Source organism: Pseudoalteromonas sp. SANK 73390 (assembly GCF_054966645.1).
In genome coordinates this window covers 1-26,139 of record NZ_ARPN01000185.1, presented here as the reverse complement: position 1 = coordinate 26,139, position 26,139 = coordinate 1, and the positions used below count along the sequence as shown (strand labels likewise).

General features: G+C 40.5%; 21 protein-coding genes and 1 tRNA gene. 20 read left to right on the top strand and 2 right to left on the bottom strand.

From position 1 onward, the window contains the following. Positions 1–149 precede the first annotated feature (149 nt). Together SANK73390_RS20405 and SANK73390_RS20400 are read right to left on the bottom strand one after the other, a co-directional pair. Entirely contained in the window at positions 150–668 is a 519-nt protein-coding gene (locus SANK73390_RS20405; RefSeq protein ID WP_462768170.1) for a hypothetical protein, read from the bottom strand. A gap of 55 nt (positions 669–723) precedes the next feature. Beyond that, positions 724–1,206 carry a globin family protein gene (locus tag SANK73390_RS20400; protein WP_261594349.1) on the bottom strand — a complete coding sequence of 161 codons (483 nt, stop codon included), beginning with the start codon at positions 1,204–1,206 and terminating at the stop codon, positions 724–726. A 418-nt stretch (positions 1,207–1,624) separates the two neighbouring features. Here SANK73390_RS20400 and SANK73390_RS20395 point away from each other — a divergent pair. From SANK73390_RS20395 to SANK73390_RS20300, 20 genes are all read left to right on the top strand, one after another. Continuing rightward, positions 1,625–1,701 (top strand) — tRNA-Met (locus SANK73390_RS20395). 261 nt (positions 1,702–1,962) lie between these two features. Continuing rightward, the gene (gene rimP, locus SANK73390_RS20390) at positions 1,963–2,418 is read left to right on the top strand and encodes a ribosome maturation factor RimP (RefSeq protein ID WP_261594348.1); all 456 of its coding nucleotides are present in this window, start codon (positions 1,963–1,965) and stop codon (positions 2,416–2,418) included. A 40-nt stretch (positions 2,419–2,458) separates the two neighbouring features. After that, entirely contained in the window at positions 2,459–3,961 is a 1,503-nt protein-coding gene (nusA, locus tag SANK73390_RS20385; protein WP_261594347.1) for a transcription termination factor NusA, read from the top strand. A 25-nt stretch (positions 3,962–3,986) separates the two neighbouring features. Continuing rightward, positions 3,987–6,635, top strand: coding sequence for a translation initiation factor IF-2 (gene infB / locus SANK73390_RS20380; RefSeq protein ID WP_462768169.1), 2,649 nt, complete (start codon positions 3,987–3,989; stop codon positions 6,633–6,635). 110 nt (positions 6,636–6,745) lie between these two features. Next, positions 6,746–7,144 carry a 30S ribosome-binding factor RbfA gene (gene rbfA / locus SANK73390_RS20375; RefSeq protein WP_261594345.1) on the top strand — a complete coding sequence of 133 codons (399 nt, stop codon included), beginning with the start codon at positions 6,746–6,748 and terminating at the stop codon, positions 7,142–7,144. Then, positions 7,144–8,079, top strand: a complete 936-nt coding sequence (gene truB / locus SANK73390_RS20370; RefSeq protein WP_462768168.1) for a tRNA pseudouridine(55) synthase TruB — start codon at positions 7,144–7,146, stop codon at positions 8,077–8,079. Before rbfA ends, truB begins: the two co-directional genes overlap by 1 nt. Positions 8,080–8,187: 108 nt before the next feature. Beyond that, positions 8,188–8,457 carry a 30S ribosomal protein S15 gene (rpsO, locus tag SANK73390_RS20365; protein WP_261594343.1) on the top strand — a complete coding sequence of 90 codons (270 nt, stop codon included), beginning with the start codon at positions 8,188–8,190 and terminating at the stop codon, positions 8,455–8,457. A gap of 221 nt (positions 8,458–8,678) precedes the next feature. Beyond that, complete coding sequence (pnp, locus tag SANK73390_RS20360) at positions 8,679–10,805, top strand: polyribonucleotide nucleotidyltransferase (RefSeq protein WP_462768167.1); 2,127 nt, start codon at positions 8,679–8,681, stop codon at positions 10,803–10,805. 106 nt (positions 10,806–10,911) lie between these two features. Further along, positions 10,912–11,790, top strand: a complete 879-nt coding sequence (nlpI, locus tag SANK73390_RS20355; RefSeq protein WP_462768166.1) for a lipoprotein NlpI — start codon at positions 10,912–10,914, stop codon at positions 11,788–11,790. A 121-nt stretch (positions 11,791–11,911) separates the two neighbouring features. Continuing rightward, the gene (locus SANK73390_RS20350) at positions 11,912–12,958 is read left to right on the top strand and encodes a hypothetical protein (RefSeq protein WP_462768165.1); all 1,047 of its coding nucleotides are present in this window, start codon (positions 11,912–11,914) and stop codon (positions 12,956–12,958) included. A 206-nt stretch (positions 12,959–13,164) separates the two neighbouring features. Then, complete coding sequence (locus tag SANK73390_RS20345; RefSeq protein WP_462768164.1) at positions 13,165–15,957, top strand: monovalent cation/H+ antiporter subunit A; 2,793 nt, start codon at positions 13,165–13,167, stop codon at positions 15,955–15,957. Continuing rightward, positions 15,957–16,304 carry a Na+/H+ antiporter subunit C gene (locus SANK73390_RS20340; RefSeq protein WP_462768163.1) on the top strand — a complete coding sequence of 116 codons (348 nt, stop codon included), beginning with the start codon at positions 15,957–15,959 and terminating at the stop codon, positions 16,302–16,304. The genes SANK73390_RS20345 and SANK73390_RS20340 overlap by 1 nt, the downstream gene beginning before the upstream one ends. After that, a complete protein-coding gene (locus tag SANK73390_RS20335) occupies positions 16,301–17,821 on the top strand; it encodes a monovalent cation/H+ antiporter subunit D (protein ID WP_462768162.1) in 1,521 nt (506 codons plus the stop codon). The genes SANK73390_RS20340 and SANK73390_RS20335 overlap by 4 nt, the downstream gene beginning before the upstream one ends. Beyond that, complete coding sequence (locus tag SANK73390_RS20330) at positions 17,821–18,357, top strand: Na+/H+ antiporter subunit E (RefSeq protein ID WP_462768161.1); 537 nt, start codon at positions 17,821–17,823, stop codon at positions 18,355–18,357. Before SANK73390_RS20335 ends, SANK73390_RS20330 begins: the two co-directional genes overlap by 1 nt. Continuing rightward, positions 18,351–18,620 (top strand): K+/H+ antiporter subunit F, encoded by a 270-nt coding sequence (locus SANK73390_RS20325; RefSeq protein WP_261594335.1) that lies wholly within the window; start codon positions 18,351–18,353, stop codon positions 18,618–18,620. The genes SANK73390_RS20330 and SANK73390_RS20325 overlap by 7 nt, the downstream gene beginning before the upstream one ends. 8 nt (positions 18,621–18,628) lie before the next feature. Further along, on the top strand, positions 18,629–18,970 hold the full coding sequence (locus tag SANK73390_RS20320; protein WP_462768160.1) for a Na+/H+ antiporter subunit G: 342 nt from the start codon (positions 18,629–18,631) through the stop codon (positions 18,968–18,970). 268 nt (positions 18,971–19,238) lie between these two features. After that, a complete protein-coding gene (locus tag SANK73390_RS20315) occupies positions 19,239–21,341 on the top strand; it encodes a methyl-accepting chemotaxis protein (RefSeq protein WP_462768159.1) in 2,103 nt (700 codons plus the stop codon). A gap of 336 nt (positions 21,342–21,677) precedes the next feature. After that, positions 21,678–22,796 (top strand): serine hydrolase domain-containing protein, encoded by a 1,119-nt coding sequence (locus SANK73390_RS20310; protein WP_462768158.1) that lies wholly within the window; start codon positions 21,678–21,680, stop codon positions 22,794–22,796. Between the two features lie 285 nt (positions 22,797–23,081). Further along, positions 23,082–25,007 (top strand): DNA topoisomerase III, encoded by a 1,926-nt coding sequence (locus SANK73390_RS20305; protein ID WP_462768157.1) that lies wholly within the window; start codon positions 23,082–23,084, stop codon positions 25,005–25,007. Between the two features lie 62 nt (positions 25,008–25,069). Further along, positions 25,070–25,927, top strand: a complete 858-nt coding sequence (locus SANK73390_RS20300; protein WP_462768156.1) for a tetratricopeptide repeat protein — start codon at positions 25,070–25,072, stop codon at positions 25,925–25,927. Positions 25,928–26,139: the final 212 nt, after the last annotated feature.

Below are 26,139 nucleotides of genomic sequence, written 5' to 3'. Positions count from 1 at the left end.
CACAACTAACATAAATTATTATGCTGCATTGCTCATTTCGCGTAATGAAAGCCTTTGATTTGAAAAAAATTCATACCTCAAAGATCAACTGCCCCTAATATCGGCAAGTGCTTAAATACCACAAAACAATAAAAGGCCTAATTTGGCCTTTATTGTTTTGTGGTTTCGCATTGTTCAATGAGCATGCGTAAATGCTCTCCGATACTTTGACTCTTATTATAACTGTCTTGCATTAACTGTTTGGACTGCTGTTGTAATTCACTGAGTTCATAGTTACTCAATAAAGTACGTAAATAGCTAACGGTATCGGCACCTTGACGTAATAATTGTGGAATGCTTTCAAGGCTAATTTCTTGTTCACTCAAACTTTCAATAGTACTGGCAAAGTTTTCAAGACTAACCGAGTCTTGAAGAGCACCTTCTACAGCGATTAATGCCCCCATAGGATCACCTTCTAGCTGTGTTGCTACACAGGCCGCAACGCTACCACTTTTAGCTGTGGCTGAGATATTATCGAGTCCATGCTCCCGAATCGTTTCTATTGCGGTTTTTAATTCTTGGTGCTCAGATAAATACTGTGCTTCGATTTGGCTTTTTGAGCTCTCAAATACATCACACCCAGTAACATTAAGGCACAGAAAAGAACTAAAAATTAATGCTTTTTGCATAGATACACCTAAATAATAATTTATATTTTTAGTGTACTTAATGGCGATGAATAAGTCACCTCAAGGTTGAGGTACGCTGCTGTTTGTGTGTTTTAAAATGGGCTAAAGACACGACATTATTTGAGCCAAATAGGACACTTTTTATTATGTTCGCAAAAATGTGCAATGCTTTACGCCACGCGTTGCGCAAAGCCAAAGTAAATTGCGCACCAAGATGAAGCTGTAGTGTTGATATCATAGCATTACAAAGCACACTAATATCCCTTTCATTAGGGTTGAGTGATGACAATTGACATGCGTGTAAACGTACAAACCCAGTTAGCTGTTCTTGCTGAGGTAGTAAGTAAAGTGCTTCTTGGATAAATTGACTAACTCTATGTTCAACGCAAAGAAGTTGTTCATTATTTTGTGGTAACAGTAGTTGCATTTCATAGCGATTTAACTGAGTTTTTAGACTAATGCAAAAACAATGAAAATTAGGTTGCAGTGTTGAAAATGACTGCGTCAATAACTGATATTGATAAGGAGAAATACTCATAATCGCCTCGTTGTCGATTAAGAGCGCATCCGTTTGCTCGAACTATATTAAAACAAGCAAAACTGCATACTTGCTACTGGCTACTGGCTACTGACTGCGCTAAGAACTATTTATAAATTGGCAGTGTTATACTTTTAATAATTATAGTGCGGATAAGCAAAGATGCGAGATGGTTGAATAAAATGTAGGAAAAAATTACTGCAAGTGAGATAAAGCTTACATTTCCTTTACATTTCTGGTTGACGTAACGCTGCAGACCAGTACTACATTTTTTTATGAGAAAATAACAGACGATAAGCAATAAATATTCATTATGCCATCTATTGGTGTGTATTTATTTAACTCTATGGTTGCTTATTAATGGAACTGTCCTTATAATACAGCGCATATTTTGCAGTGCATGCACTGCTATTATTGGCGCGGGATGGAGCAGCCTGGTAGCTCGTCGGGCTCATAACCCGAAGGTCGTCGGTTCAAATCCGGCTCCCGCAACCAAATCTGGAGTAGCGTGCTATTCCTTTATGGTTTCGCGCATTCATTGTAATGCGCGTTTTGCGTTTAAGCATCAGCTTATTTTGCTGCAGTCTTACGCAACCAAGCAAGGCCTTTGGCCACACAGTTTTGCTTTAGGTGTGACGCCCCGCTTGGTTCGGGGCGTTGTTGTATCTGCAGCTTAGGTTTCTAGCCCAAGCTTTGGTATGAAACAACTAAGTTATTGGGGCTAAGGCCCTTTTTTTGTTTGTATGGAGGAATTTTGTGACAAAACTCGAGCAAGAATTGACAGCAATGTTGGAACCTGCGGTTGAAGCACTGGGGTTTGAATTATTGGGTCTTGAGTTTGTGCAAGCTGGTCGTCACTCTACGTTACGCGTTTATATTGAGCACGAAAATGGGATCACTGTAGATAACTGTGCAGATGCAAGTCGACAAGTCAGTGCAATTTTAGATGTCGAAGACCCGATTACAAACGAATATGATTTGGAAGTGTCTTCACCTGGTGTTGATAGGCCGCTTTTTAAACCGGCACATTATGAGCTGGCGCAAGGGGAAGAAGTGCGCGTACGTACAAAGCTTCCGCAAGATGGACGTCGTAACTTTAAAGGCGACTTAGTTGCTGTAAGTGGTGACATGATCACAGTTAACGTCGATAGTGTTGAGTATCTAATCATGCTTAGCAACATTGAGCGTGCAAACATTATCGCAAAGTTTTAAATATTAAGTGCGAAGGACAAGGGCAAGCGAGGCATTACCTATGGCAAAAGAGATATTATTGGTGGCAGAAGCCGTTTCCAATGAGAAGGCAGTCCCAAGAGAAAAAATTTTTGAGGCATTAGAGTTCGCACTAGCGACTGCAACAAAGAAAAAGCACACTGGCGACATTGAAGTTCGCGTTGCAATTGACCGTAAAACCGGTGAATACGACACCTTTCGTCGTTGGATGGTAGTGAACCCACAAGAAGACGGTTCGTTAGAAAACCCATATGCAGAAATTACTCATGAAGCTGCTCAAGTTGAAGAGCCTGAAATTCAACTTGGTGACTACGTAGAAGAACAAATTGAATCGATTAAATTTGACCGTATCACCACACAAATGGCCAAGCAAGTTATCGTACAAAAAGTACGTGAAGCAGAACGTGCATTAGTGGTTGAAGCTTATAAAGATCAACAAGGTGAACTTGTGACTGGTGTGGTTAAAAAAGCCACGCGTGATGCAATTGTTATTGACTTAGGAAATAATGCTGAAGCGGTTATTTATCGTGAAGATATGCTGCCACGTGAAAGCTTCAGACCGGGTGATAGAGTACGTGGTTTGTTATATGATGTTAAACCCGAAGCGCGTGGTGCCCAATTATTCGTAACACGTTCTAAGCCAGAAATGCTGATGGAATTGTTCCGCATTGAGGTGCCAGAAATTGGTGAAGAGATGATTGAGCTACGCGGTGCTGCCCGTGACCCAGGTTCTCGTGCTAAAATTGCGGTAAAGTCTAACGACAAACGTATAGACCCAGTCGGCGCATGTGTAGGTATGCGAGGTGCTCGTGTTCAGGCTGTCTCTACCGAGCTTGGTGGTGAGCGCGTAGATATCGTGCTTTATGATGATAACCCTGCTCAGTTCGTGATTAATGCAATGGCACCGGCTGAAGTGGCTTCAATCGTCATGGATGAAGATTCACGCTCAATGGATATTGCTGTAGAAGCAGATAACCTTGCACAAGCAATCGGTCGTAATGGTCAAAATATTCGTCTAGCTAGCCAGTTAACTGGCTGGGAACTAAACGTTATGACAGTCGAAGACATGGAAGCAAAAAATGCTGAAGAGTCTGACAAGTTAGTAAACTTATTTACTGAAAACCTAGACATTGATGATGACTTTGCAACGATACTTATTAACGAAGGTTTCTCTACGTTAGAAGAAGTTGCTTATGTTCCTGTTGCTGAGTTTTTAGAGATTAACGGTTTAGACGAAGATACGGTTGAAGAGCTTCGTAACCGTGCTAAAGATGCACTAACAACAAAAGCATTGAAAACAGAAGAAAGTTTAGAAGATGCAGAGCCTGCAGAAGACCTATTGGCTTTGGAAGGGTTAGAGCGCCACCTTGCATTTGTGATGGCAAGTAAAGGCGTTGTGACGCTTGAAGACTTAGCCGAACAAGGTATTGATGAGCTAGTAGAAATAACAGAAATATCAGAGCAAGAAGCTGGGCAGCTTATTATGGCTGCACGTAATATTTGTTGGTTTGGTGAAGACGCATAATTTATTAACGGAGGTAACACACACTATGGCAGAAGTGAGCATTGAGAAACTAGCCGAGACTATTGATACAACTGTTGATAAATTGCTGCAGCAGTTGAATGATGCAGGGATCACCAAAGGCAAAGATGGCAGCGTAACTGAATCTGAAAAAGCACAGCTACTTGATCACCTAAGCAAGCAACATGGTGGTAAGGGAGCTGAAGGCCCGGATCGTATGACTTTACAACGTAAAAGTAAAAGTACGTTGAGCGTAAAAGGCTCTACAGGTAAAGAAAAGTCAGTTTCTGTTGAGGTGCGTAAAAAGCGTACCTATGTTAAAAAGAGTTCAATTGACCAGCAAAAAGAGCAAGAGCGTTTAGCTGAAGAAGAAGCTGCACGCAAAGAAGCTGAGCAAAAAGCGCAACAAGCCGCTGAGCAAAAAGCGAAAGAAGAAGCCGAACGTAAAGCAAAAGAAGAAGCTGAACGTAAGGCCAAAGAGGAAGCTAAGCGTAAGGCACAAGCCCAACGCAAAGCTAACGAACCGCAAGACAAAAAAGTGGATAATGCACAAGTTGAAAAAGACCGCATTGAAGCTGAGCGTCTGCAAAAAGAAGCAGAAGAGGCAGCATTGAGAAAAGCTGAAGAAGAAGCGAAGCGCCAAGCTGAAGAGGCGCGTAAACTAGCTGAAGAAAATGAAGCTCGTTGGAAAAAAGAAGAAGAGGAACGCCGTAAACGTGAAGAAACGGCTGACCATCACTTAACGACCTCAACTTATGCACGTGAAGCAGAAGATGAGTCAGATGCACGTGAAGAGAAAAGTGCTCGTCGTAAGAAGAAAAAGAAAGCGCCAGTTAAAGCCGAAGCGCCAGCAAGAGGCCGCAAAGGTAAACTTAAAGCGCCAACTTCATTGCAGCATGGTTTCCAAAAACCAGTGACTGATGTAAAGCAAGAAGTGCGTATTAGCGAAACCATTACAGTTGCAGAGCTTGCATCTCGTATGGCTGTTAAGGGTGCTGAAGTTGTAAAAACAATGATGAAAATGGGCGATATGGTTACGATTAACCAAGTTGTCGACCAAGAAACCGCTCAGTTAGTTGCTGAAGAAATGGGTCACAAAGTTGTTCTAGTTAAAGAAAATGAGCTAGAAGTACAAGTGTTAAATGACCGCTCTGAAATTGATTCAACTGAATCGCGCGCACCAGTAGTGACAGTAATGGGTCACGTTGACCATGGTAAAACCTCTACCCTTGACTATATCCGTAGTGCAAAAGTTGCATCGGGTGAAGCGGGTGGTATTACTCAGCACATTGGTGCATACCATGTTGAGACAGAAGGTGGCATGATCACTTTCCTAGATACTCCTGGACACGCAGCGTTTACTTCAATGCGTGCTCGTGGTGCTAAAGCGACAGATATTGTTATCCTTGTGGTAGCAGCAGATGATGGTGTAATGCCTCAAACTAAAGAAGCGGTACAGCACGCGAAAGCGGCAGGTGTACCTCTGATTGTTGCTGTTAATAAAATGGATAAAGAAGGTGCTGATCCAGACCGAGTTAAGAACGAATTGGCTCAACTTGACGTTATTCCTGAAGAGTGGGGCGGTGACGTACAGTTTGTGCATATCTCTGCAAAAGCGGGGACAGGTGTTGACGCATTACTTGAAGCTGTATTGATGCAAGCAGAGCTATTAGAGCTTACTGCACCAACACAGGGCTCGGCTGCTGGTGTTGTTATCGAGTCTCGTCTAGACAAAGGTCGTGGTCCTGTTGCAACAGTACTTGTACAATCAGGTCAGTTAAGTCAAGGTGATATCGTACTGTGTGGTCTTGAGTATGGCCGTGTTCGTGCTATGCGCGATGAAAATGGTAAAGATATTAAAACGGCAGGTCCTTCAATTCCAGTTGAGATTTTAGGTCTATCTGGTGTACCAGCTGCTGGTGATGAAGCGACAGTTGTTAAAGATGAGCGTAAAGCGCGTGAAGTAGCACTATATCGTCAAGGTAAGTTCCGTGATGTTAAGCTTGCTCGCCAGCAAAAAGCGAAGCTAGAGAACATGTTTACCAATATGACTGAAGGTGATGTATCTGAAGTCAATATCGTACTCAAAGCAGACGTTCAAGGTTCTATTGAGGCGATCGCTGACTCACTTACTAAGCTTTCTACTGATGAAGTTAAGGTTAAGATTGTAGGGTCTGGTGTGGGTGGTATCACTGAAACTGACGCTACACTTGCTGCGGCTTCAAATGCTATCATTGTAGGCTTCAACGTACGTGCTGATGCTTCAGCGCGTAAAGTAATTGAATCTGAAAATCTAGATTTACGTTATTACAGCGTTATCTACAGCCTAATTGAAGAAGTTAAGCAGGCGATGTCAGGTATGCTTGCACCTGAGTTTAAACAGGAAATCATTGGCCTTGCTGAAGTTCGTGATGTATTTAAATCACCAAAAATTGGCGCTATTGCAGGTTGTATGGTTACTGAAGGTATCGTTAAGCGCAGTGCGCCAATCCGCGTACTTCGTGACAACGTAGTAATCTACGAAGGTGAGCTTGAATCATTACGTCGCTTTAAAGATGATGTGCAAGAAGTACGTAATGGTATGGAATGTGGTATCGGTGTTAAGAATTATAATGATGTTAAAGTTGGAGACCAAATCGAAGTATTCGAAACGGTCGAAGTACAACGTTCATTGTAAATATATACTGATATAATGATTTAAATGGGGGCTAATGCCCCCATTTGTCTATTGTGTTTAAATAAAACTTGTTATTATTTTTCAATAAGTTAATTTTATAAGTGGTGAAAATGAGAGAATTTTCTCGCACAGACAGAGTCGCTCAGCAAATTCAAAAAGAAATTGCGGTTATTCTCCAACGCGAAATTAAAGACCCCCGTTTGGGCTTTGTGACGGTATCAGCTGTAGAAGTCTCTAGGGATTTATCTTACGCAAAAATCTTTATCACGGTACTTAATACGACCGATGAAGACAAAACTAAGCAAAGTGTTGCTATTTTAAACGATGCAACAGGCTACATTCGCTCCGTTTTAGGTAAAAGAATTCGTGCGCGTATCATGCCTGAGCTGCGTTTTGTGGTTGACAACTCGTTGCTTGAAGGTATGCGAATTTCTAACTTAGTCGACTCGGTTATCCGTGAAGACAACGAAAAACGTGGTCCTGAGTCATCGGAAGATGAGCAAGAATAATGGCAAGGCGTTCTAAAGGCCGTCCGGTTGACGGTATTATATTACTGCATAAACCCGAAGGTATCTCTTCAAATAAAGCGCTACAGCAAGCCAAAGGTATTTATTTTGCACAAAAAGCGGGTCATACCGGTGCATTAGATCCGTTGGCAACTGGCATGTTACCCATTTGCTTTGGTGAAGCGACCAAGTTTACTCAGTTTTTATTAGATACCGATAAAACGTATGTTGTACGTGCTAAATTAGGTGAACGGACCACAACATCAGATTCTGATGGTGAAGTGGTTGAAATAAGACCTGTGAACGTTGAAAAATCAGCATTACACAGTGCTGTTGAAAGTTTTTTAGGTGAGTCGGATCAGTACCCATCAATGTATTCTGCCTTGAAGTACCAAGGGCAACCATTGTACAAATATGCGCGCGAAGGCATTGAGGTACCAAGAAAGTGCCGCAAGATTAACGTGTATAGCCTGACGCTTGATGAATACGATGCTGAAAATGACGAAATTCAAATGACAGCACATGTGTCTAAAGGTACCTATATTCGAACTATTGTTGACGACTTAGGTGAAAAACTTGGGTGTGGCGCGCATGTTATTATGCTACATCGTTCAAAAGTAGGCCATTATCCAAGCGAGAAAATGGTAACAATTGAGCAACTTGAAGAAAAACTGCAACAAGCAAAGACAGAAGGCTTAGAGCCTTCAACATATCTTGATGATTTACTGTTGCCAATGGACACCGCATTAGTGGATTTACCCGTCATTGAGATAACGCAAGAGCAAGGTAAAGCATTTAGTCATGGTCAAGTTGTGGTATGTGGGGAAGTACCTGACGGTATCATTAAAGTTATGGCAGATCATAAATTTATTGGTATAGGTGAGCGTAATATCGATGGCCATTTAAAAGCAAAGCGAGCCTTAGCAACCAATCAATAACTTTTACTAGTTTCAGGCGCTGATTGTTGATACAATGCGCGCCGCTTACTCGCTTTGGCTGAATTAGTGATCGGCTAAAGCACAATTTAAATTTATTTTGGAGTTATTATGTCACTAAGCAATCAAGAAAAAGCAGAAATCGTAGCAAAATTCGCACGTGCTGAAGGCGACACTGGTTCACCTGAAGTGCAAGTTGCACTTTTGACGAATGATATCAATAAGCTACAAGGTCACTTTGCTAACCACAAGCATGACTTCCACTCACGTCGTGGTCTTCTTCGCAAAGTTAGCCAACGTCGTAACTTACTTGATTACCTTAAAGGTAAAAGCGTTGAGCGTTACTCAGCACTAATCAAAGAACTTGGCCTACGTCGCTAATAATTTGATTACTTGTTGGCTTTTTAGCCAACATCAAAAAAGGGGCCTAATCGCCCCTTTTTTTGTGGCTGTAGTACAAGTATACTAGGCTACTTCAGCATAGGGCTGAAATTACGCTGACATCTTTTGCCAATTGTAGTGCTTAAGTAGATTTTAGAGTCTGCTTAAGACTGTAATTGGTAGTTGTTGGCGTTCATATTTGTTTTATTAAGGAAATATTTGTGCAAGCAATTATTAAAGAATTTCAATTAGGTCAACACACTGTGACCTTAGAAACAGGTGCTATCGCACGTCAAGCAGATGGCGCAGTACTAGCAAGCATTGGTGATACATCAGTTTTAGTGACTGTTGTTGGTAAACGTGAAGCAAGCCCAGGTCAAGATTTTTTCCCACTAACAGTAAACTACCAAGAGCGTATGTATGCTGCAGGTCGTATTCCTGGTGGTTTCTTAAAGCGTGAAGGTCGCCCAAATGACGGCGAAACCTTGATTGCACGTTTAATTGACCGTCCAATTCGTCCGCTTTTCCCAGATGGCTTTGTTAACGAAGTACAGGTAATTGCAACGGTTGTTTCAGTAAACCCTGAGATCCAACCAGATATGGTTGCGATGATTGGTACTTCAGCTGCATTGGCAATTTCTGGTATTCCATTTAGTGGCCCAATTGGTGCAGCAAGAGTTGGCTATATTGATGGTCAATACGTACTTAACCCAACTTTAAAAGAGCTTGAAGAAAGTAAGCTAGATCTTGTGGTTGCTGGTACTGAAAATGCTGTACTTATGGTTGAGTCAGAAGCTGACGTATTGTCTGAAGAAGAGATGCTAGGCGCTGTGGTATATGGTCATGAGCAATCTCAAGCAATTGTTAAAGCGGTTGAAGAGTTCAAAGCACAGGCTGGTAAACCTGCTTGGGATTGGGCTGCGCCAGAGAAAAACGTAACTTTAGCAGAAAAAATTGCTGAGCTTGCAGCTGACAAAGTTGGTGAGGCTTACTTCATTACAGATAAAGTAGCGCGTAAAGAAGCACTTTCAGCTGCGAAAGAAGCTGTTGTTGCAGCATTAACAGCTGAACTTGCTGAAGGTGATGTGCTAGATACCCAAGAAGTGGGCAAGTTACTTGGTGCGTTAGAGAAGAAAATTGTCCGTGGGCGAATCATCGCAGGTGAGAAGCGTATTGATGGCCGTGAACCAGATATGGTTCGTGCACTAGACGTAATGACGGGTGTACTGCCGCGTACTCACGGTTCTGCTATCTTTACTCGTGGTGAAACACAGGCATTGGTTACTGCAACTTTAGGCACGGAACGTGATTCACAACTTATCGATGACTTAACTGGTACGCATAAAAACCACTTTATGTTGAACTATAACTTCCCTCCGTATTGTGTGGGTGAGACTGGTTTCATTGGCTCTCCTAAGCGTCGTGAAATTGGTCACGGTAACCTTGCTAAGCGTGGTGTACAAGCTGTACTTCCTACGCTTGCTGAGTTTCCTTACTCAGTACGTGTTGTATCTGAAATCACAGAATCAAACGGTTCCTCTTCAATGGCATCAGTATGTGGTTCATCGCTTGCACTTATGAATGCAGGTGTACCAATTAAAGCTTCTGTTGCTGGTATTGCGATGGGTCTTGTTAAAGAAGAAGAAAACTTTGTAGTACTTTCAGATATCTTAGGTGATGAAGATCACTTAGGTGACATGGATTTCAAAGTGGCAGGTACAAGCGCTGGTGTAACAGCACTACAGATGGATATCAAGATTGAAGGTATCAATAAAGAGATTATGCAAATTGCACTTAAGCAAGCAAAAGCAGCGCGTTTACATATCCTGTCTGTAATGGATGAAGCGCTTGCTGCACCATCAGAAGAGCTATCTGAGTTTGCGCCACGTATTTATACGATGAACATTCCTCCGAAGAAGATTGCTGAAGTAATTGGTAAAGGTGGTGCAACCATTCGCCAGTTAACTGAAGAGACTGGTACTACGATTGAAATTGAAGATGATGGTACAATCAAAATTGCAGCAACTGATGGTATGAGTGCTAAAGATGCGATTTCTCGTATTGAAGCACTTACTGCTGAGCTGGAAGTTGGTACTATTTACAACGGTAAAGTGGTTCGTATCGTAGACTTTGGTGCTTTCGTTAACGTATTACCAGGTAAAGATGGCCTAGTACATATTTCACAAATTAGTGCGGAACGTGTTAATAATGTTGCTGACCACCTAACAGTTGGTCAAGAAGTGAAAGTTAAGGTACTAGAAGTTGACCGCCAAGGTCGTGTACGTCTAAGTATTAAAGAAGCACAAGAACAACCAGTAACGCCAGCGCCTGAAGCGCCAGCTGAGTAATTTTGTGTAAATAAAACATGATAGTAACAAAAGGGGGCTGTATGGCCCCTTTTTTTATGTTTTAATGGCCGCTATGTAAGCGCAGTTAAGCGACGATAGGAAGGACATGAAGTTAAGATCCATATTTATTTTGCCCTTAGTGTTTCTCGGATTGATGGGTTGTCAATCGAGTCCAGAAAAAACTACACAGCATATCGTTAACGTACCATTGAGTGTGCCACTTGCTGCTAATTTTAGGAATGAAATTGCAATAGCACGTTATTCAGAGCTACTAAGTGCAAGTGACTTGCCAAAAGAGCAAAAAGCACAGCTATATTATAATCGCGGTATGCTCTATGACAGTTTAGGGTTGAGTACTTTAGCGCGTATAGACTTTAATCGCGCAGTAAAAATGAAGCCCGATTTAGCAGAGGTATATAACTTTCTTGGTATTCATCACACGCTTTCTCAAGAGTATGGTCAAGCTTATGAAATGTTTGATGCAGTTTTAGAGTTAGATGAAGCGCATGAATATGCTTATTTAAATCGTGGTATTGCATTGTATTATGGTGAGCGACCTAATTTAGCAAGCCAAGATTTAGCAGCATTCTTAGCACGCTCACCGCAAGACGCCTATCGTGTGATGTGGTTGTATTTAGCACAAACTCAACTTGACCATGAACAAGCGCTAAAGCAATTAAGATTAAACAGTTATGGATTAGACCAAGAGATATGGGCCAATCAACTTGTGCAGCTGTACCTTGGTGAGCTCAGTGAAGGGCAATTCCTTGCGCAATTGGGTGAAGGGGTTTCGAGTCAACAAAAATATGCAGAGCGCCTTTGCGAAGCTTATTTTTATCTAGCCAAGCGTTACCAAGCTCGCGGTGATAAGCAAGTTGCAATCGATTTTTTTAAGTTAGTACTTGCCACAAACGTTTATGAATTCGTTGAGCATAAGTATGCTCGACTAGAGTTAGCTCTATTAGCAAATGATGAGGACAGTTAAAACTGCCATAATTTGCTGCGTGATGGTGTTGGTGATAGCGCAAAGTGATCATCAACCCAATTTAAATGAGCCTGTTTCGCACAATTATTTTTTGCAATCATATCCAAAAGCTTATTATTCAGTGCAACAAAATGTCAAGCTGGAAGCTTTGTCAGAGTCTACCATTGAGGCCTTATTTGCGTTAAATTTGCCAGAAATCATGCTTGAATGGTCTATTCGCCTTGCACAACGAAAGAAGTATAGCGCAAGTCAACTGTACTGGAGAAAATACTATGATATTGGAACCCAGGCGCAACGAACACGCTTACAACAGGTGTTTGTTAAACAGCATGCACTTCAACAACTCAAAAGATTAGAGCGTCAATTTGGCTTGCCTAGCGACTTACAATTATTGCTTGCAAGTGAGCAAGGCGTAGTACCTCAGAGTCTATCTAAAGGCGTATTAGCTAAGCTAGGGCTTACTACTTTATTATCTCCCCCTACATTTGCAACCAACTGTAAAAACCGTGTTTTACTGATAAGTGATCATTTTAGTGGCGTAAAGAAATTAGAGTCATTAAAAGCAAAATACCTTGAGCAACCAGAACCTATGATTGGCAGCTATTGCTTATCAGAGGTGTTTTACATTGGTGATATTATGTCTTGCTATATAAACGAGCAACAATTTGCGCGGTGCGATGAACAGCAATTCATCAAGCAATACAATAGGCAACTCAATAATATTGATTATGTGATAATGATGACGAAGGTGGGCCAAGCAAACGTTGCTAATGGTATAATGACGCTTACAAGCAGTAGCAATTATCAAGTGTTTTTACATGAGCTGATGCACTTTAGTGGATTTGAAGATGAATATGCTATTGCGCCAAGTAAGGCGCGTTGGTTATGTCGTCACGCTGGGCAACATGCCCCAAATTTAATTGTTGCAAAGCAACCACCTGCAAAGGGGTGGTATAAGAGCGAAACGTGTAAACACGGCCTACTTGATGCTTTTAAATTGAGCAAAGATTGGAGCATTATGCAGTTTCAGGAATTGCCTTTATCGCATCAATATAGACAAGTTTGGCAAAATGCTATTAACTCGAAACGTTACCAAATACCTAGATTTACAAATTTGAAATCAAGGCTAACAGAAGCTGCACCGGATACAGGTGCAAGCGAAATATGAATTTAATCTGAATTGTTTGTTAAAGTTGTCTAAAATGACACCTGCTAGTTTGTGTAACTATAGACAACTCAAACACTAATGCAGTATAACTGGAAAAGTTTTGTGTTCTTATACATGTAATTTAGAATGACTGAATTCATGTTAAAGTACACCCATACTCAGTGTATGTCGTACATTTACGACACTGAAATAAAAAGGTTCAATTTATGACTTTGCTTTGGATACCATTGCTATCCTTTATCGGCAGTATTTTTTCTTCATTTTTGGGTAAATTGTCACGCAATCAATCAACTGCGTTGACGCTGGTTCCCCCTGTATTGGCACTTGCTTTAGCCATATATCTTTCACCAGCAGTATTTGCGGGTGAGGTACTACGAGAAAGTGCGACATGGGTCCCTTTACTAGGACTGGAAATCGCCTTTAGGCTTGATGGACTTGCATTACTCTTTGTCTTTATGATCCTTGGTATTGGTATTTTAGTGATTTTTTATGCTCGTTATTACTTGAGCGAAAAAGACTCAATGCCAAAACTATACTCTTATTTGATGTTATTCATGACCGCTATGCTTGGTATTGTTATGTCTAACAATGTACTACAGATGTGGGTTTTTTGGGAACTTACCAGTATTAGTTCATTTTTGCTGATAAGTTACTGGAGCCATAAATCAGAAGCGCGCAAAGGCGCACGTATGGCTTTGGCCGTAACCGGCGGTGGTGGTTTAGCGTTGCTTGCTGGACTATTAATGCTTGGCGATGTGGTTGGTAGTTATAACTTAGATGTCATCCTACAAAGTAAATCTCTAATACAGGCGCATGGTTTGTATGAGGTTATTTTAGTATTGGTTTTACTTGGAGCCTTTACGAAGTCAGCACAATTTCCATTTCATTTTTGGTTACCACATGCAATGGCCGCACCTACACCAGTTAGTGCGTATTTACATTCCGCCACAATGGTTAAGGCGGGGATATTTTTATTAGCGCGCTTTTACCCTGCGCTTGCTGGTACAGATTTATGGTTTGTGATTGTTGGTTTGACTGGCTTGACGACGTTACTTTTTGCCGCTTACGTAGCACTGTTTAAGCATGACTTAAAAGGGTTGTTAGCATACTCTACCATTAGCCATCTGGGCTTAATTACATTGCTATTAGGGCTGGACACTGAGCTTGCAACGGTAGCTGCGATTTTTCACATCATAAATCATGCAACATTTAAAGCGTCTTTATTTATGGCAACGGGCATAATAGACCATGAAACGGGTACTAGAGACATGCGTAAGCTCAACGGTATGTGGCGGTTTATGCCCTATACCGCAACACTTGCTATGGTTTCCGCAGCTTCTATGGCTGGGGTACCGTTGCTGAATGGTTTCTTGTCCAAAGAGATGTTTTTTGCAGAAACTTTATATCAGCAGCTGCTCGGTTCTATGTCTTGGTTGATACCGGTATTGGCGACTGTTGCCGCTGCGTTTTCAGTTGCTTACTCTGCACGGTTTATCCACGATGTGTTTTTTAATGGTGACCCAATTGGATTACCAAAGGAACCCCATGAGCCGCCAAGGTATATGCGTGTCCCTATTGAAGTTTTAGTCGCAATTTGCTTGTTGGTTGGAATGTTTCCAAATTTTGTTATTGATGGCATTTTAAATGTTGCATCGGCAGCTGTATTAGGCACAGCACCACCAGAATTTAAAATAGCTATCTGGCATGGCTTTAATCTACCCCTGCTAATGAGTTTTATCGCAGTATGTGGTGGGTTATTCATTTACACTCAACGACGCTATTTATTCCAGTTCCAAGCTTCTTTACCTCCTTTAAACGCTAAAAAGGTTTTTGATAATAGCGTTTATAACATTGTTAAGTGGTGCCAACGAAAAGTAGTGGCTGTAGAAAATGGGTCATTACAGCGTTACCTTATGTTGATGTTTTTGGTGGTGTTAATAAGTGCGGGTTGGCCTTTGTTTGAAATGGCACAATTAGTAGGTCAAAAAGCGCCAACAGATATTGATATCCATAATGGTATTGGTGCTGCATTGTTAATGATTGGAGCCATTGGGACCGTCATTTGGCATCACGTACGGATGGTTTCTTTACTTATGCTATCAGTTGTTGGACTAATGGTATCTGTCGCATTTACACGTTTTTCTGCGCCAGATTTAGCGTTGACGCAGTTAACGGTAGAAGTCGTCACGATTATCTTATTAATGCTGGCATTGTTCTTTTTACCTCAGCGTACGCCAAAAGAGTCAAGCTCTATTCGCGTATTACGAGATATTGGAATTTCGTCAGCTATTGGGGTCGTAGTGGGAAGTATTTGTTACGCTATGATCACACGACCTCATGATTCTATTTCTGAGTTTTTTGTTGCGAATGCCAAAATTGGTGGTGGAGGCACTAATGTAGTGAACGTCATTCTTGTTGACTTCAGGGGCTTTGATACGCTCGGAGAAATTATAGTATTAGGAGTCGCTGCATTAGGTATTTATAAGTTATTAATTAACTTGCCTTTGTTTATGCCTGCAAGTGATAGTGAAGGACGGCCATGGGCTAAAGAACGTTATCCACTGCTTTTAGCGAGCATTTCGCAAAGTTTATTGCCACTGGCATTATTGGTTTCTTTTTATATTTTCTTACGTGGACACAATCTGCCTGGCGGCGGCTTTATTGCAGGCTTGGTGACCGCAATTGCTTTTATTTTACAATATATTGCTCATGGCTCCCATTGGATAGCAGAGCGGTTGACTATCAACTATAGAAAAATCATTGCATCAGGCATCGCAATCGCAATATTAACCGGTGTAGGTAGCTGGGTCTTTGGACGACCATTTTTAACATCATGGTTTGATTATTTTGATTTGCCAGTCATTGGACAAATAGAGTTGGCAAGTGCTTTAGTATTTGATTTAGGTGTGTATATCACGGTTGTTGGAGCTACATTAATGATTTTAGCGAGTTTAGGTAAAGTAACCGCTAATGCACCAAAAGAAGAGGTAAACTTTTAATGGAATTATTATATGCGTCTTGTGTTGGGTTGTTAGTTACGTGTGGCGTGTTTTTAATTTTGCGCGCTCGCACCTTCCCAGTGGTGCTTGGTTTAACCATGTTATCTTATGCTGTTAACTTGTTTTTGTTCTCTTCAGGACGACTGACCTTAAATAAAGCAGCAGTATTGGGTTATGCAAATGAATATGCAGACCCATTGCCACAAGCTTTGGTATTAACGGCTATCGTAATTGGTTTTGCGATGACTGCTTTTGTTGTGATATTAGCTATAAGAGGCCGCGCTGATTTAGGTAATGATCATGTGAACGGTCAAGAAACATCGAATAATAAAAAGGGTAAAGTATGATCCAGCATTTGACTTCTTTACCTGTGCTGCTGCCAATGTTGGCAGCTGTTATTTTACTTATGCCACCGTGTGGTAAGAGTGTGCCAATTAGGCGAGTTGCCTCAGTTATTTTTTCTAGCATTACCTTAACTGCGTCATTACTGTTATTAGCAAATGTAAAAGACAGTGGTACACAAGTTTATGCGATTGGTGATTGGTCTGCACCATTTGGTATCGTGATGGTGGCTGATCCTTTGTCGGTATTATTGGTATGCCTCACTTCTTTCTTAGGGCTCGCTTGTGCACTTTATGCATGTGCAGGAGATGATGAGCGAGGGGCATTTTTTCACCCTTTACTCCAATTTTTAATTTTAGGTGTCAATGGTGCGTTCTTAACTGGTGATATGTTCAATTTATTCGTGTTCTTTGAGGTATTGCTGATAGCATCTTATGCCTTATTAATGCATGGCGGTGATAAGCACAATACTAGAGCTGCATTGCAATACGTTATTATGAACTTAGTTGGATCGGCTATATTTTTGATTGCACTTGGTACGTTATATGGCGTTTTAGGCACACTTAATATGGCTGATATGGCTCATAAAGTAACAATGTTACAAGGCGATGATATTTACTTGGCAAAAATAGGTGGACTGTTACTGTTAGTGGTATTTGCGCTTAAAGGGGCTTTATTACCTCTACATCTATGGTTGCCTAATACTTATGCTACAGCATTACCTGTCGTTGCTGCTTTGTTTGCGATTATGACAAAAGTGGGTGTTTACTCAATCATGCGAGTTTACACAATGATTTTTGGCGAGCATGCAGGTGAGCTTAGTCTGATGGCTCAAGGTTGGTTATGGTGGTTGGCAATTGCAACAATTTTAGTTGGCGCAATTGGCGTATTGGCTAGTCAAGACCTACGAAAGCTGACAGCGAATCTGGTTATTGTTTCAGTAGGTACATTAGTTGCGATGGTTGCTGTGCAAACAATACAAGCCAGTGCCGCGGCTATATATTATCTCGTGCACTCTACTTTAGTCAGTGCAGCATTATTTTTACTCGCAGATTTGATTGCACGTCAAAGAGGTAAAGTGAGTGACCGCATAACTGCAGGCCGCCCTGTTACGCAACCTCTGTTGCTAGGAGGGTGTTTCCTATTAGCGGCAGTTACCGTAATTGGTATGCCTCCATTATCAGGTTTTGTAGCAAAGATATGGCTTTTAAAAGCTACTTTTGAAACTGAATATACAATGATATTTTGGCCGGTGTACTTGTTGGCTAGTCTCGCTGTATTGCTGGCCGTATCAAAAACGGGAAGTACATTATTTTGGCATCATACAACAGCTAAAACTCCAGACGTAGCAGAGCAAAACCGTGTTCATCCTGCTCAATACTGTGCACTGTTAATGTTGGTATTAGCATCTCCAATGATGGTTATTTTTGCCGGCCCTTTGAGTGAGTATTCATTAATGACTGCAACTGAGTTACATAACTTTGCTAACAATTTAAGTGTTGTTTTAGAAGGAGGCCAATAATGCGCCTAGAAGCACGTTTTTCATGGTTGCCTACGCCTTTTAGAAGTCTAATGCTATTTTGTGTATGGCTGCTTCTTAACAATAGTGTTTCACCTGGACATATTCTGCTTGGCGCAATACTGGCAGTTGTGATCCCGTTAGCAACTCAGCCATTTAGAACTAAGCAGCCCTTAATACTAAAACCGGGTTTAGCAGTACGCCATTTATTTTTGGTGTTATACGATATTATTACCGCAAACGTACAGGTTGCTATGTTAATACTTGGCCCAACTAAAAAGTTAAACCCCGGCTTTGTAAAGGTACCACTAGATCTATCTCATAGTATGCCAATAACTATTTTGGCTAGTACGGTATCTTTGACTCCGGGTACGGTTAGTGCCGAAGTATATCCATGGCGTGAATCTTTACCAGATGGTAATAAACCTGAAAAACGCTTTTTGTTAATTCATGTTTTAAATTTAGAAGATGAAGAGGCTTTAATCACAACCATTAAGCAGCGTTATGAGGCACCGCTTAAGGAGATTTTTCAATGTTAGAGACTGTGATTTTAATTGTGTTTGCAATGATTGGTTTATCGTTGTTGCTAAACTTATGGCGTTTAGTCGTGGGACCATCAATACCTGATCGTATCTTAGCGCTCGACACCATGTATATTAACAGCATTGCGTTGATTATTTTGTATGGTATGAACATGGGGACGGGGTTGTATTTTGAAGCCGCGTTATTAATTGCTATGTTAGGGTTTGTGAGTACCGTTGCAGTATGTAAATACTTACTGCGTGGCGACATCATTGAGTAGGAGAGAATATGTCTGAAACATCTGAGTGGATAATCTCTATATTAATATTAATAGGTGGCTTTTTTGTGTTAGTTGGCTCAATTGGGTTAGTAAAAATGCCAGATTTTTTTATGCGACTGCATGGTCCTACTAAAGCAACGACATTAGGTATGGCAAGTTTGCTCACAGCGGCAATGATTTATTTTAGTCAGCTACAAGCAGGTATTAGTGCGAAGGAAATTTTGATTTCGATTTTTCTACTACTAACAGCGCCAATTAGTGGTTACATGTTAATTAAGTCAGCTATACATCATAAGCTTAAGAGTATTGAGCGAACTTCAGGTAAAGATAACATTGAAGATGATGTGTGATATTTAGGGCTGAGGTAAAAGGCATGATGAAGCATCACGCCTTTTACCTCAGATTTTTAAAATAGCAGTACTTGCACATCTAATTCGATTATGTTGTCCTGTGTTACAAGAATAAATTCATAAAACTTCTGTTATATCAGAATTCAAATGGACAACAGTGAGTATTTGCTGAACGTCCCTGTATGCAAGCTTGGCAAAGGTAAATTCACCTATCTGCATAAATTGTGTAAACCAAGCTGGTTGTTTGCATTTACAAAGAAGGAAACTCATGAATCACACATCAATAAAAAGCAAGTTGCTTGTGTTTGTTGGCGTTTTAGTAACATCCCTTGTTATGTTACTGACGTTATACATGTGGCTGCATTTAAATACGCAAAATGAAAAGCAAAACAAGCAAGTACAAAGCGCAATATATAGTGAGGCGCAACGTAGTTTAACTGCGCAGGGTCGATACTACGCGCAGCGAGTTGGCGGATTTATCAATGAAGCATATCGTGTACCATTTACATTTTCAGGCGTACTTAATAATTCAGCACAAACTCAGCCGTTACCAAGAGATGTTGTTCAAAATGCGGTTGCTGGAGCGCTACAGCAAAATAAGTTTATTTCTTCAATGTATGCGCAGTTCGAAGCCAATGGCTACGATAATAAAGATGCTCAATATAAAGCGGGCGCGAGTCATTCAGTTGCACAAGATGGCACCTTAGAAATTTATTTCACTCGTGATGCGGCTGGCATCTCGCAGCAAACGGTTGTAGCGGCAGCAGATAAGTACTTAGACACCAAAAATGAATTTGGCTTAAGAGAAGCAGAGTGGTATCTATGTGCCAAAGATAAAAACAAGCCATGTATAATGGAGCCATACCTTTACGATGGTACTCTTATGACCTCATTAACTGTACCCGTGCAGGCAAGTGGGGGGTTTGTTGGTTTGGTTGGGGTCGATGTAAATTTACCTATTTTTCAGCAGCAAGTTGAGGAATTATCAAATGCCCTATACAACGGTGCTGCAAAAGTTACTTTGCTGAGTGAGTTGGGTTTGGTCGTTGGCTCAAGTCATTACGATAAATTGGCCAGACCATTAAAAGAATCTATGCCGACGTCGCGCGCTCAGCAGTTGCTTGGCTTACATCAGTCAAAAGACATACTTGAAATAGGTGATGATATAGCGCTTGCATTGCCTATTTCAATTAAGCTTGCAAATACTACTTGGTCACTGCTAATTGAAGTACCGAAAGACGTGGTGCTTGCTCAAGCAACGTCTTTAGCTAAAGAGCTTGAAGAATCTGCAAACTCGCTTAGTCAAACTATGTTAGTGGTTGGTGTGCTTGTTGCGATGGTTGGTATAGCAATTGCTGTCGTGCTAATTAATACCATTATTAAACCTTTGACGCATATTCAACAGCGAATAGAAAATTTAGCCAGTAGTGAAGGTGACCTCACTCATAAACTTGAAGTAAGTGCGCATGCTGAGTTGATTGCATTAGCAAGGGGGTTTAATTTATTCACCGATAAGTTACGAAATATGATTGATGACTTAAAACAGCTGGCGGAACAATCTTATCAGCAGTCTTTCCAGACTACTGAAGTTGCTATCAATATAAAAAATAAAGTAGCGAATCAGCATAATGAAATCGACAGTGTGGTCGCTGCGATAAATGAACTAAGTGCTACGGCCTCTGAAGTGGCACGTTCATCAGAGCAGGCAGCACAAAGTGCGAATGATGCCGCTGGGCAAGTGCAAAAAAGTGAAGCTAGTATTGTAAAAACTAACGAAACAGTACAAAAAATGGCATCTCAAGTACTCGATGCTAAGCAAGCTATTAATAAAGTGGTAGAGCGCAGTGCTGACATATCTCAAATATTAGATGTGATCCGAGCAATTGCTGAGCAAACCAATTTGTTAGCACTCAATGCCGCAATTGAAGCCGCACGTGCTGGTGAGCAGGGTCGAGGCTTTGCGGTAGTTGCCGATGAAGTGCGAGCGTTAGCGTCTAAAACTCATGCCTCAACGAATGATATAAGTAAGCTCATTGACAATTTAACGCATGAAGTTCATCAATCAGAAGAGATTATTGAAAGCTCAGTATCTCAAGGGGAACTTGCTGTGTCATTCTGTGAGGAGTCTGCCCAGGCTATGGGTACATTGGTACAAATGTTAGCTAATATTTCCAATGAAGTAACTCAGATTGCAACAGCGGCTGAAGAGCAAAGTGTGGTGACAGAAGAAATTAATAGTAACACGACAGGAATTTCTGACGCAGCAAGAGAGCTATCACAATTGGCAGATCAAGTAGAAAAAGCAGCAAGCACGATGACTTTGATTGTTGAACAAAAGCATACGCAGTTGAACTTATTGAAAACGAAGTAAAGAGCTTCTGCAAACAGTCCTCTTCTGGTTGAGTCAAACTCAAATAGCCTGTTATAGCGATAGGCTGTTTGAGTTTGCTTGAAACTTTTTACAAACCGACTAAAAGTATGTGATTGTCATTGATTATAAGGTATTCAGGCAGAGCTATTGCTTTATTTTTAGAGTGGTAACATTAATTGGTTTATTACCATTTAGGTGCTCCTCCTGTTATGGTGAGTTTTATTTTACAGCTGTTTGCGAGAAAAGACTTTTCAGTTACAGTATGTCATTATTATAGGTAAAATATCGTTAGACTTTTCTTGTCTATTTCGGCCAAGCTCAATGCAGGTGAATGGAATGTCACACTCAATAAAAAAACAGATTATATCCGCTGTTATTTTTTCCTTACTTATTTTAACTGCTTGTAATAGAGATAGTAAGTTAGATTTCGAGTCATTTGTAGAGAAAAAGCTTACTCGACTTATTATAGAGGAAAATGCTCAGGTAGCCTCCATCGCCATCGTTAGCGCTAAACACAATTTTCAAAAGCATTTTGGTCAATTTCCAGATGGCACTAAACCTGGCAGCGAGACTGTATATGAAATTGCGTCCATTACAAAAACATATACTGGATTATTACTTGCTAAGGCTGTCACGGATAAAAAAGTGAAATTAGATGAGGATATTAGAGTATATTTAGGCGCTGACCGTTATCAAAACCTGCAATACTCAAATAAAGCAATTACTTTACGTCACCTAGTAACACATAGAAGCACGCTACCTCAAGATTTTGCCTTTAACAGCGAAGATATAAAAAATGGCAGCGTTATTGAGCTGGTATCAAACTATTCTATAACGAAGTTCTTTGAAGATTTAGCTCAATATCAACTTACTTCAACACCTGGGGATGAGTATCAATATTCAAATGCCGGTGCGAAGCTTATCGGTTATATTCTAGAAAAGGTTTATAACAAGTCACTTTCTGTGCTCATTGCTGAGTTTATTACTGAAAAATCGGGTGAGGAACACACAAAACTTCGCCTCAGTAGCCATGAAGTCAGTAAGATCACTAAAGGAACTGATGTGCAAGGTGAGCTGATGCCATTACTTAGCCCCTATTCTTTTGCAGAAGGGGGATTGACATCAACAACAAGCTCAATATCAAGCTATATGCAGTATTTGCTTAACCCATTATCAGAGGAAGTAACTTTGTCGCAAACTTTACTTGCAGGAAGTGATAGAGGGCATGGGTATGCATTTTTTTGGAATACTTACAAATACAATTCAAATAAGCCAATGCTCTATAACAGCGGAGGATCAATTGGAACTTCTAGCTGGTTAGCGCTCTACCCTAAGCAAGAACTGGGAATATTTATTGTTACCAATGTCGCGGCTGGCAATACACAAGAAAAATTAAATGATATTGCTAATGCAATCGTAGAGAAGTACGAAATAGCTGCCAAGTTGAAACAATAAAAGAAAGTCTCTGATGACAAGTTGCTAGTAATTCAATTAGCCCTTGAAGTATGAGGATGTTTAGTTTCCTTGGATAACCTTGAACTAAAGCGTAAAGCGTAAAGCGTAAAGCTGTATTTCAACATATGGCTTTAGGTTGAAGTTCAGAAACAGGAGTAAGTTCTTAACCTACATTATATTCTTATTTCAAATCGTACTGACTAGATAGAGCAAACTGGTATATTGTTGTAACATAGCTTAGAATAACTGTTAATTTATACAGTTGTTGGGCATGTGTTTAACTTTATGAAACTCTATATTGCTGAAAAACCATCTCTTGGTCGAGCAATTGCCGATGCTCTACCTAAGCCTCATAAAAAACAAGACGGGTTTATTGAAGTTGGTGATGGCAGTATTGTGTCTTGGTGTATTGGCCATTTATTAGAACAAGCTGAACCAGAAGACTACGATTCAAAATATAAGAAGTGGCAGCAACAAGATTTACCGATAGTCCCACAGCAGTGGCAATTTAAAGCCAAGCCCAAAACTAAAAAGCAGCTAAGTGTTTTAAAAAAGCTTATTAAACGTGCAAAAATGATAATTCATGCTGGTGACCCAGATAGAGAAGGTCAACTACTTGTGGATGAAGTTTTGCAATTTATTGGTCTTACTTCACAACAAAAGCAAACTACGCAACGTTTACTGATCAGTGACTTAAATTTACCTGCGGTCAAGCGAGCTTTAGCAGCCATGCAACCAAATAAGCTGTTTGTGCCCTTGAGTGTTTCAGCACTTGCACGTGCACGTGCGGATTGGTTGTATGGTATGAACTTAACGAGAGCATTTACTTTGGCAGGCAAAAAGTCAGGTTATCAAGGTGTGTTGTCGGTAGGGAGGGTACAAACACCGGTGTTAGGGTTAGTAGTCAGGCGCGATAAAGAGATTACTGAATTTGTATCTAAGCCTTTCTACGAAGTATTTGCGCACTTAGCTACGCAGGCAGGAGAAGAATTTATAGCTAAATGGCAGCCAAGTGACGCATGCAAGCCATATTTAGATGAAGAAAATCGTGTGTTAGTAAAAGAATTGGCTGAAAATGTTGTGTCTCGTATAAAGGGGCAACCTGGGGAAGTGAGTAAACTTGAGCAAAAGCCCAAAAAACAAGCTCCACCACTGCCCTATAATTTGTCTGCTCTACAGATTGATGCAGGCAAAGTGTATGGCATGTCTGCAAAACAGGTGCTCGATATTTGTCAAAGCTTGTATGAGAAGCACAAGTTAATTACTTATCCTCGCTCTGATAATCGTTATTTGCCAAGCGAGCATTACCAGCAGAGACAAGCTGTACTCAGGGCAGTCTTAAATAACAAAGGTTGCAGTGAAGAAAAAGTAGAAGGTGCGGATTTGTCGTTGAGGTCAAAATGTTGGAATGACAAAAAGGTTGAGGCACATCACGCAATTATTCCTACAGAGAAGCAGCTAAAATCGGCGCAATTGGGGAGCCAAGAGCTGCAAATCTATACTTTGATAAGTCGTCAATATTTAGCACAATTTTATCCTGCGTTTAATTATAATGAAACAACAGTGCATGTTAGAGTTGTGGGCGGTTTGTTTATTGCCAAAGCTAAGCAAGTTAACGAAGTTGGTTTTAAAGTACTTTTTACTAAACAAAGTAAAGATGAAGAGTCGTTGTCAAGTTTTCTGCCACCTTTACAACAAGGACAGGAGGTTCAATGTGGTGATGGGCAAGTGCAAGAGAAACATACACAGCCTCCTCAATATTATACAGATGCAACATTGTTAAGTGCGATGACAGGGATCAACCGATATGTAAAAGATTCAGAGATAAAAAAAATTCTCAAAGAAACAGATGGCCTAGGTACTGAGGCAACTCGAGCAGGTATTATAGATCTTTTGTTTAAACGAGATTTTTTACGCCGTGAAGGTAAGCAAATAAGAGCCAGCGAGGTAGGTCATGCCATGATTGATATGTTACCAGAGTCTTTGACTTTGCCAGATAGAACTGCGTTGTGGGAGTCTCATTTGGCGAAGATAGCAAGTAAGGAATGTACCTATACGGTTTTCATGGAGCCTCTTATTACGCAACTACATGATTTTGTTTATGCAGCTAAACAGACGCAAAGCCCAAATCTAAAAGGATTAACGAAACCGCGTAACTTTAAACGCAAGTTTAAAAAGCGTAGCAGAAATACAACTAAAGCAAATAATTAGACTTGCAATCATACAATTTGCCACAATATAAAACAAAACAAGCAAAAACGAAAAATTAAGATATGACTAACCAGACTCAACTGACGCCTGACAATATCCAGCAAGTACTGGGTGAACAAAATCAAGATAAACTGATATTACTAACCTTTTTTAGTGCTCAAAATCCAGATTGTGTAGCACAAGCTTCAATATTATCAAATTTAGCGGCAGCTTATGAATCTCATTTATTAGTTGCAACTGTAGATTGCGATCTCCAGCAAGCGCTGGCATCACAGTTGGCTCAGCAAATTGGTCTGCAAGCACTTCCAACGTTAGTGATGTTAAAAAATGGCTCGCCCGTAGATATGCTACCTGGCGCGCTAGGTGAGGATGAAATAAAAAAAGCGCTGGCTGAACACTTACCAAAACCTGAAGTATTATTACTTGATCAAGCTAAGCAGGCATTAGCTGCTGATGAGTTAAATTCAGCTTTTAGTTTTGCAAAGCAGGCATATGATATAGATGCTAGTAATACTCGTGTGAAACTCGTTTTAGCTAATATATGTATTCAAATTCAAAAACTCGAAGACGCTGCTGCATTATTGGATTCAGTAGATGAACAAGAGCAAGATGCTTATTATCAAAACTTACAAGCTAAACTTATTCAGGCTCAGCAAGTACAGGAATCACCAGAAATAAAAATGCTAAGTTCAGCACTTGCAGAAGAGCCTGATAATAATGATATTAAAACTAAGCTGGCTCAGGCGTTTGGTGAGGCGGGCAGAAAAGAAGAAGCGCTTGAACTATTACTAAGCATACTAAAGCGAGATATGAACTTTATGTCAGCAAAGCAAGACTTTTTGGATATCATAGCGTCATTACCTGATGGTGATGCGTTGTCTGCAACTTACCGTAGAAAGCTATATAGTTTACTGTACTAAATATTTAAGTACTCCGATGAGTACATCAGAGGTTATTTAATTACTGATGTACTTTTTACAAAAATAATTTGCATCTTTTGTCTTTTCTACAATACTTAATTTCCGCTTTGCGTAATTATCAAACAAAAATACAATTTTTCATTAAGAGAAAGTTGTTATTTCATAGGCTTTGATTGTTTTTTGGTCTTAATGTGCTTTTTTTGCAATTTAAT

Excerpts from the sequence above, each read along its gene's own strand:
- SANK73390_RS20405 (WP_462768170.1), bottom strand. The coding sequence starts at position 668 with ATGCAAAAAGCATTAATTTTTAGTTCTTTTCTGTGCCTTAATGTTACT.
- SANK73390_RS20400 (WP_261594349.1), bottom strand. The coding sequence starts at position 1,206 with ATGAGTATTTCTCCTTATCAATATCAGTTATTGACGCAGTCATTTTCA.
- nusA (WP_261594347.1), top strand. The coding sequence starts at position 2,459 with ATGGCAAAAGAGATATTATTGGTGGCAGAAGCCGTTTCCAATGAGAAG.
- infB (WP_462768169.1), top strand. The coding sequence starts at position 3,987 with ATGGCAGAAGTGAGCATTGAGAAACTAGCCGAGACTATTGATACAACT.
- rbfA (WP_261594345.1), top strand. The coding sequence starts at position 6,746 with ATGAGAGAATTTTCTCGCACAGACAGAGTCGCTCAGCAAATTCAAAAA.
- truB (WP_462768168.1), top strand. The coding sequence starts at position 7,144 with ATGGCAAGGCGTTCTAAAGGCCGTCCGGTTGACGGTATTATATTACTG.
- rpsO (WP_261594343.1), top strand. The coding sequence starts at position 8,188 with ATGTCACTAAGCAATCAAGAAAAAGCAGAAATCGTAGCAAAATTCGCA.
- nlpI (WP_462768166.1), top strand. The coding sequence starts at position 10,912 with ATGAAGTTAAGATCCATATTTATTTTGCCCTTAGTGTTTCTCGGATTG.
- SANK73390_RS20345 (WP_462768164.1), top strand. The coding sequence starts at position 13,165 with ATGACTTTGCTTTGGATACCATTGCTATCCTTTATCGGCAGTATTTTT.
- SANK73390_RS20340 (WP_462768163.1), top strand. The coding sequence starts at position 15,957 with ATGGAATTATTATATGCGTCTTGTGTTGGGTTGTTAGTTACGTGTGGC.
- SANK73390_RS20335 (WP_462768162.1), top strand. The coding sequence starts at position 16,301 with ATGATCCAGCATTTGACTTCTTTACCTGTGCTGCTGCCAATGTTGGCA.
- SANK73390_RS20330 (WP_462768161.1), top strand. The coding sequence starts at position 17,821 with ATGCGCCTAGAAGCACGTTTTTCATGGTTGCCTACGCCTTTTAGAAGT.
- SANK73390_RS20325 (WP_261594335.1), top strand. The coding sequence starts at position 18,351 with ATGTTAGAGACTGTGATTTTAATTGTGTTTGCAATGATTGGTTTATCG.
- SANK73390_RS20320 (WP_462768160.1), top strand. The coding sequence starts at position 18,629 with ATGTCTGAAACATCTGAGTGGATAATCTCTATATTAATATTAATAGGT.
- SANK73390_RS20315 (WP_462768159.1), top strand. The coding sequence starts at position 19,239 with ATGAATCACACATCAATAAAAAGCAAGTTGCTTGTGTTTGTTGGCGTT.
- SANK73390_RS20310 (WP_462768158.1), top strand. The coding sequence starts at position 21,678 with ATGTCACACTCAATAAAAAAACAGATTATATCCGCTGTTATTTTTTCC.
- SANK73390_RS20305 (WP_462768157.1), top strand. The coding sequence starts at position 23,082 with ATGAAACTCTATATTGCTGAAAAACCATCTCTTGGTCGAGCAATTGCC.
- SANK73390_RS20300 (WP_462768156.1), top strand. The coding sequence starts at position 25,070 with ATGACTAACCAGACTCAACTGACGCCTGACAATATCCAGCAAGTACTG.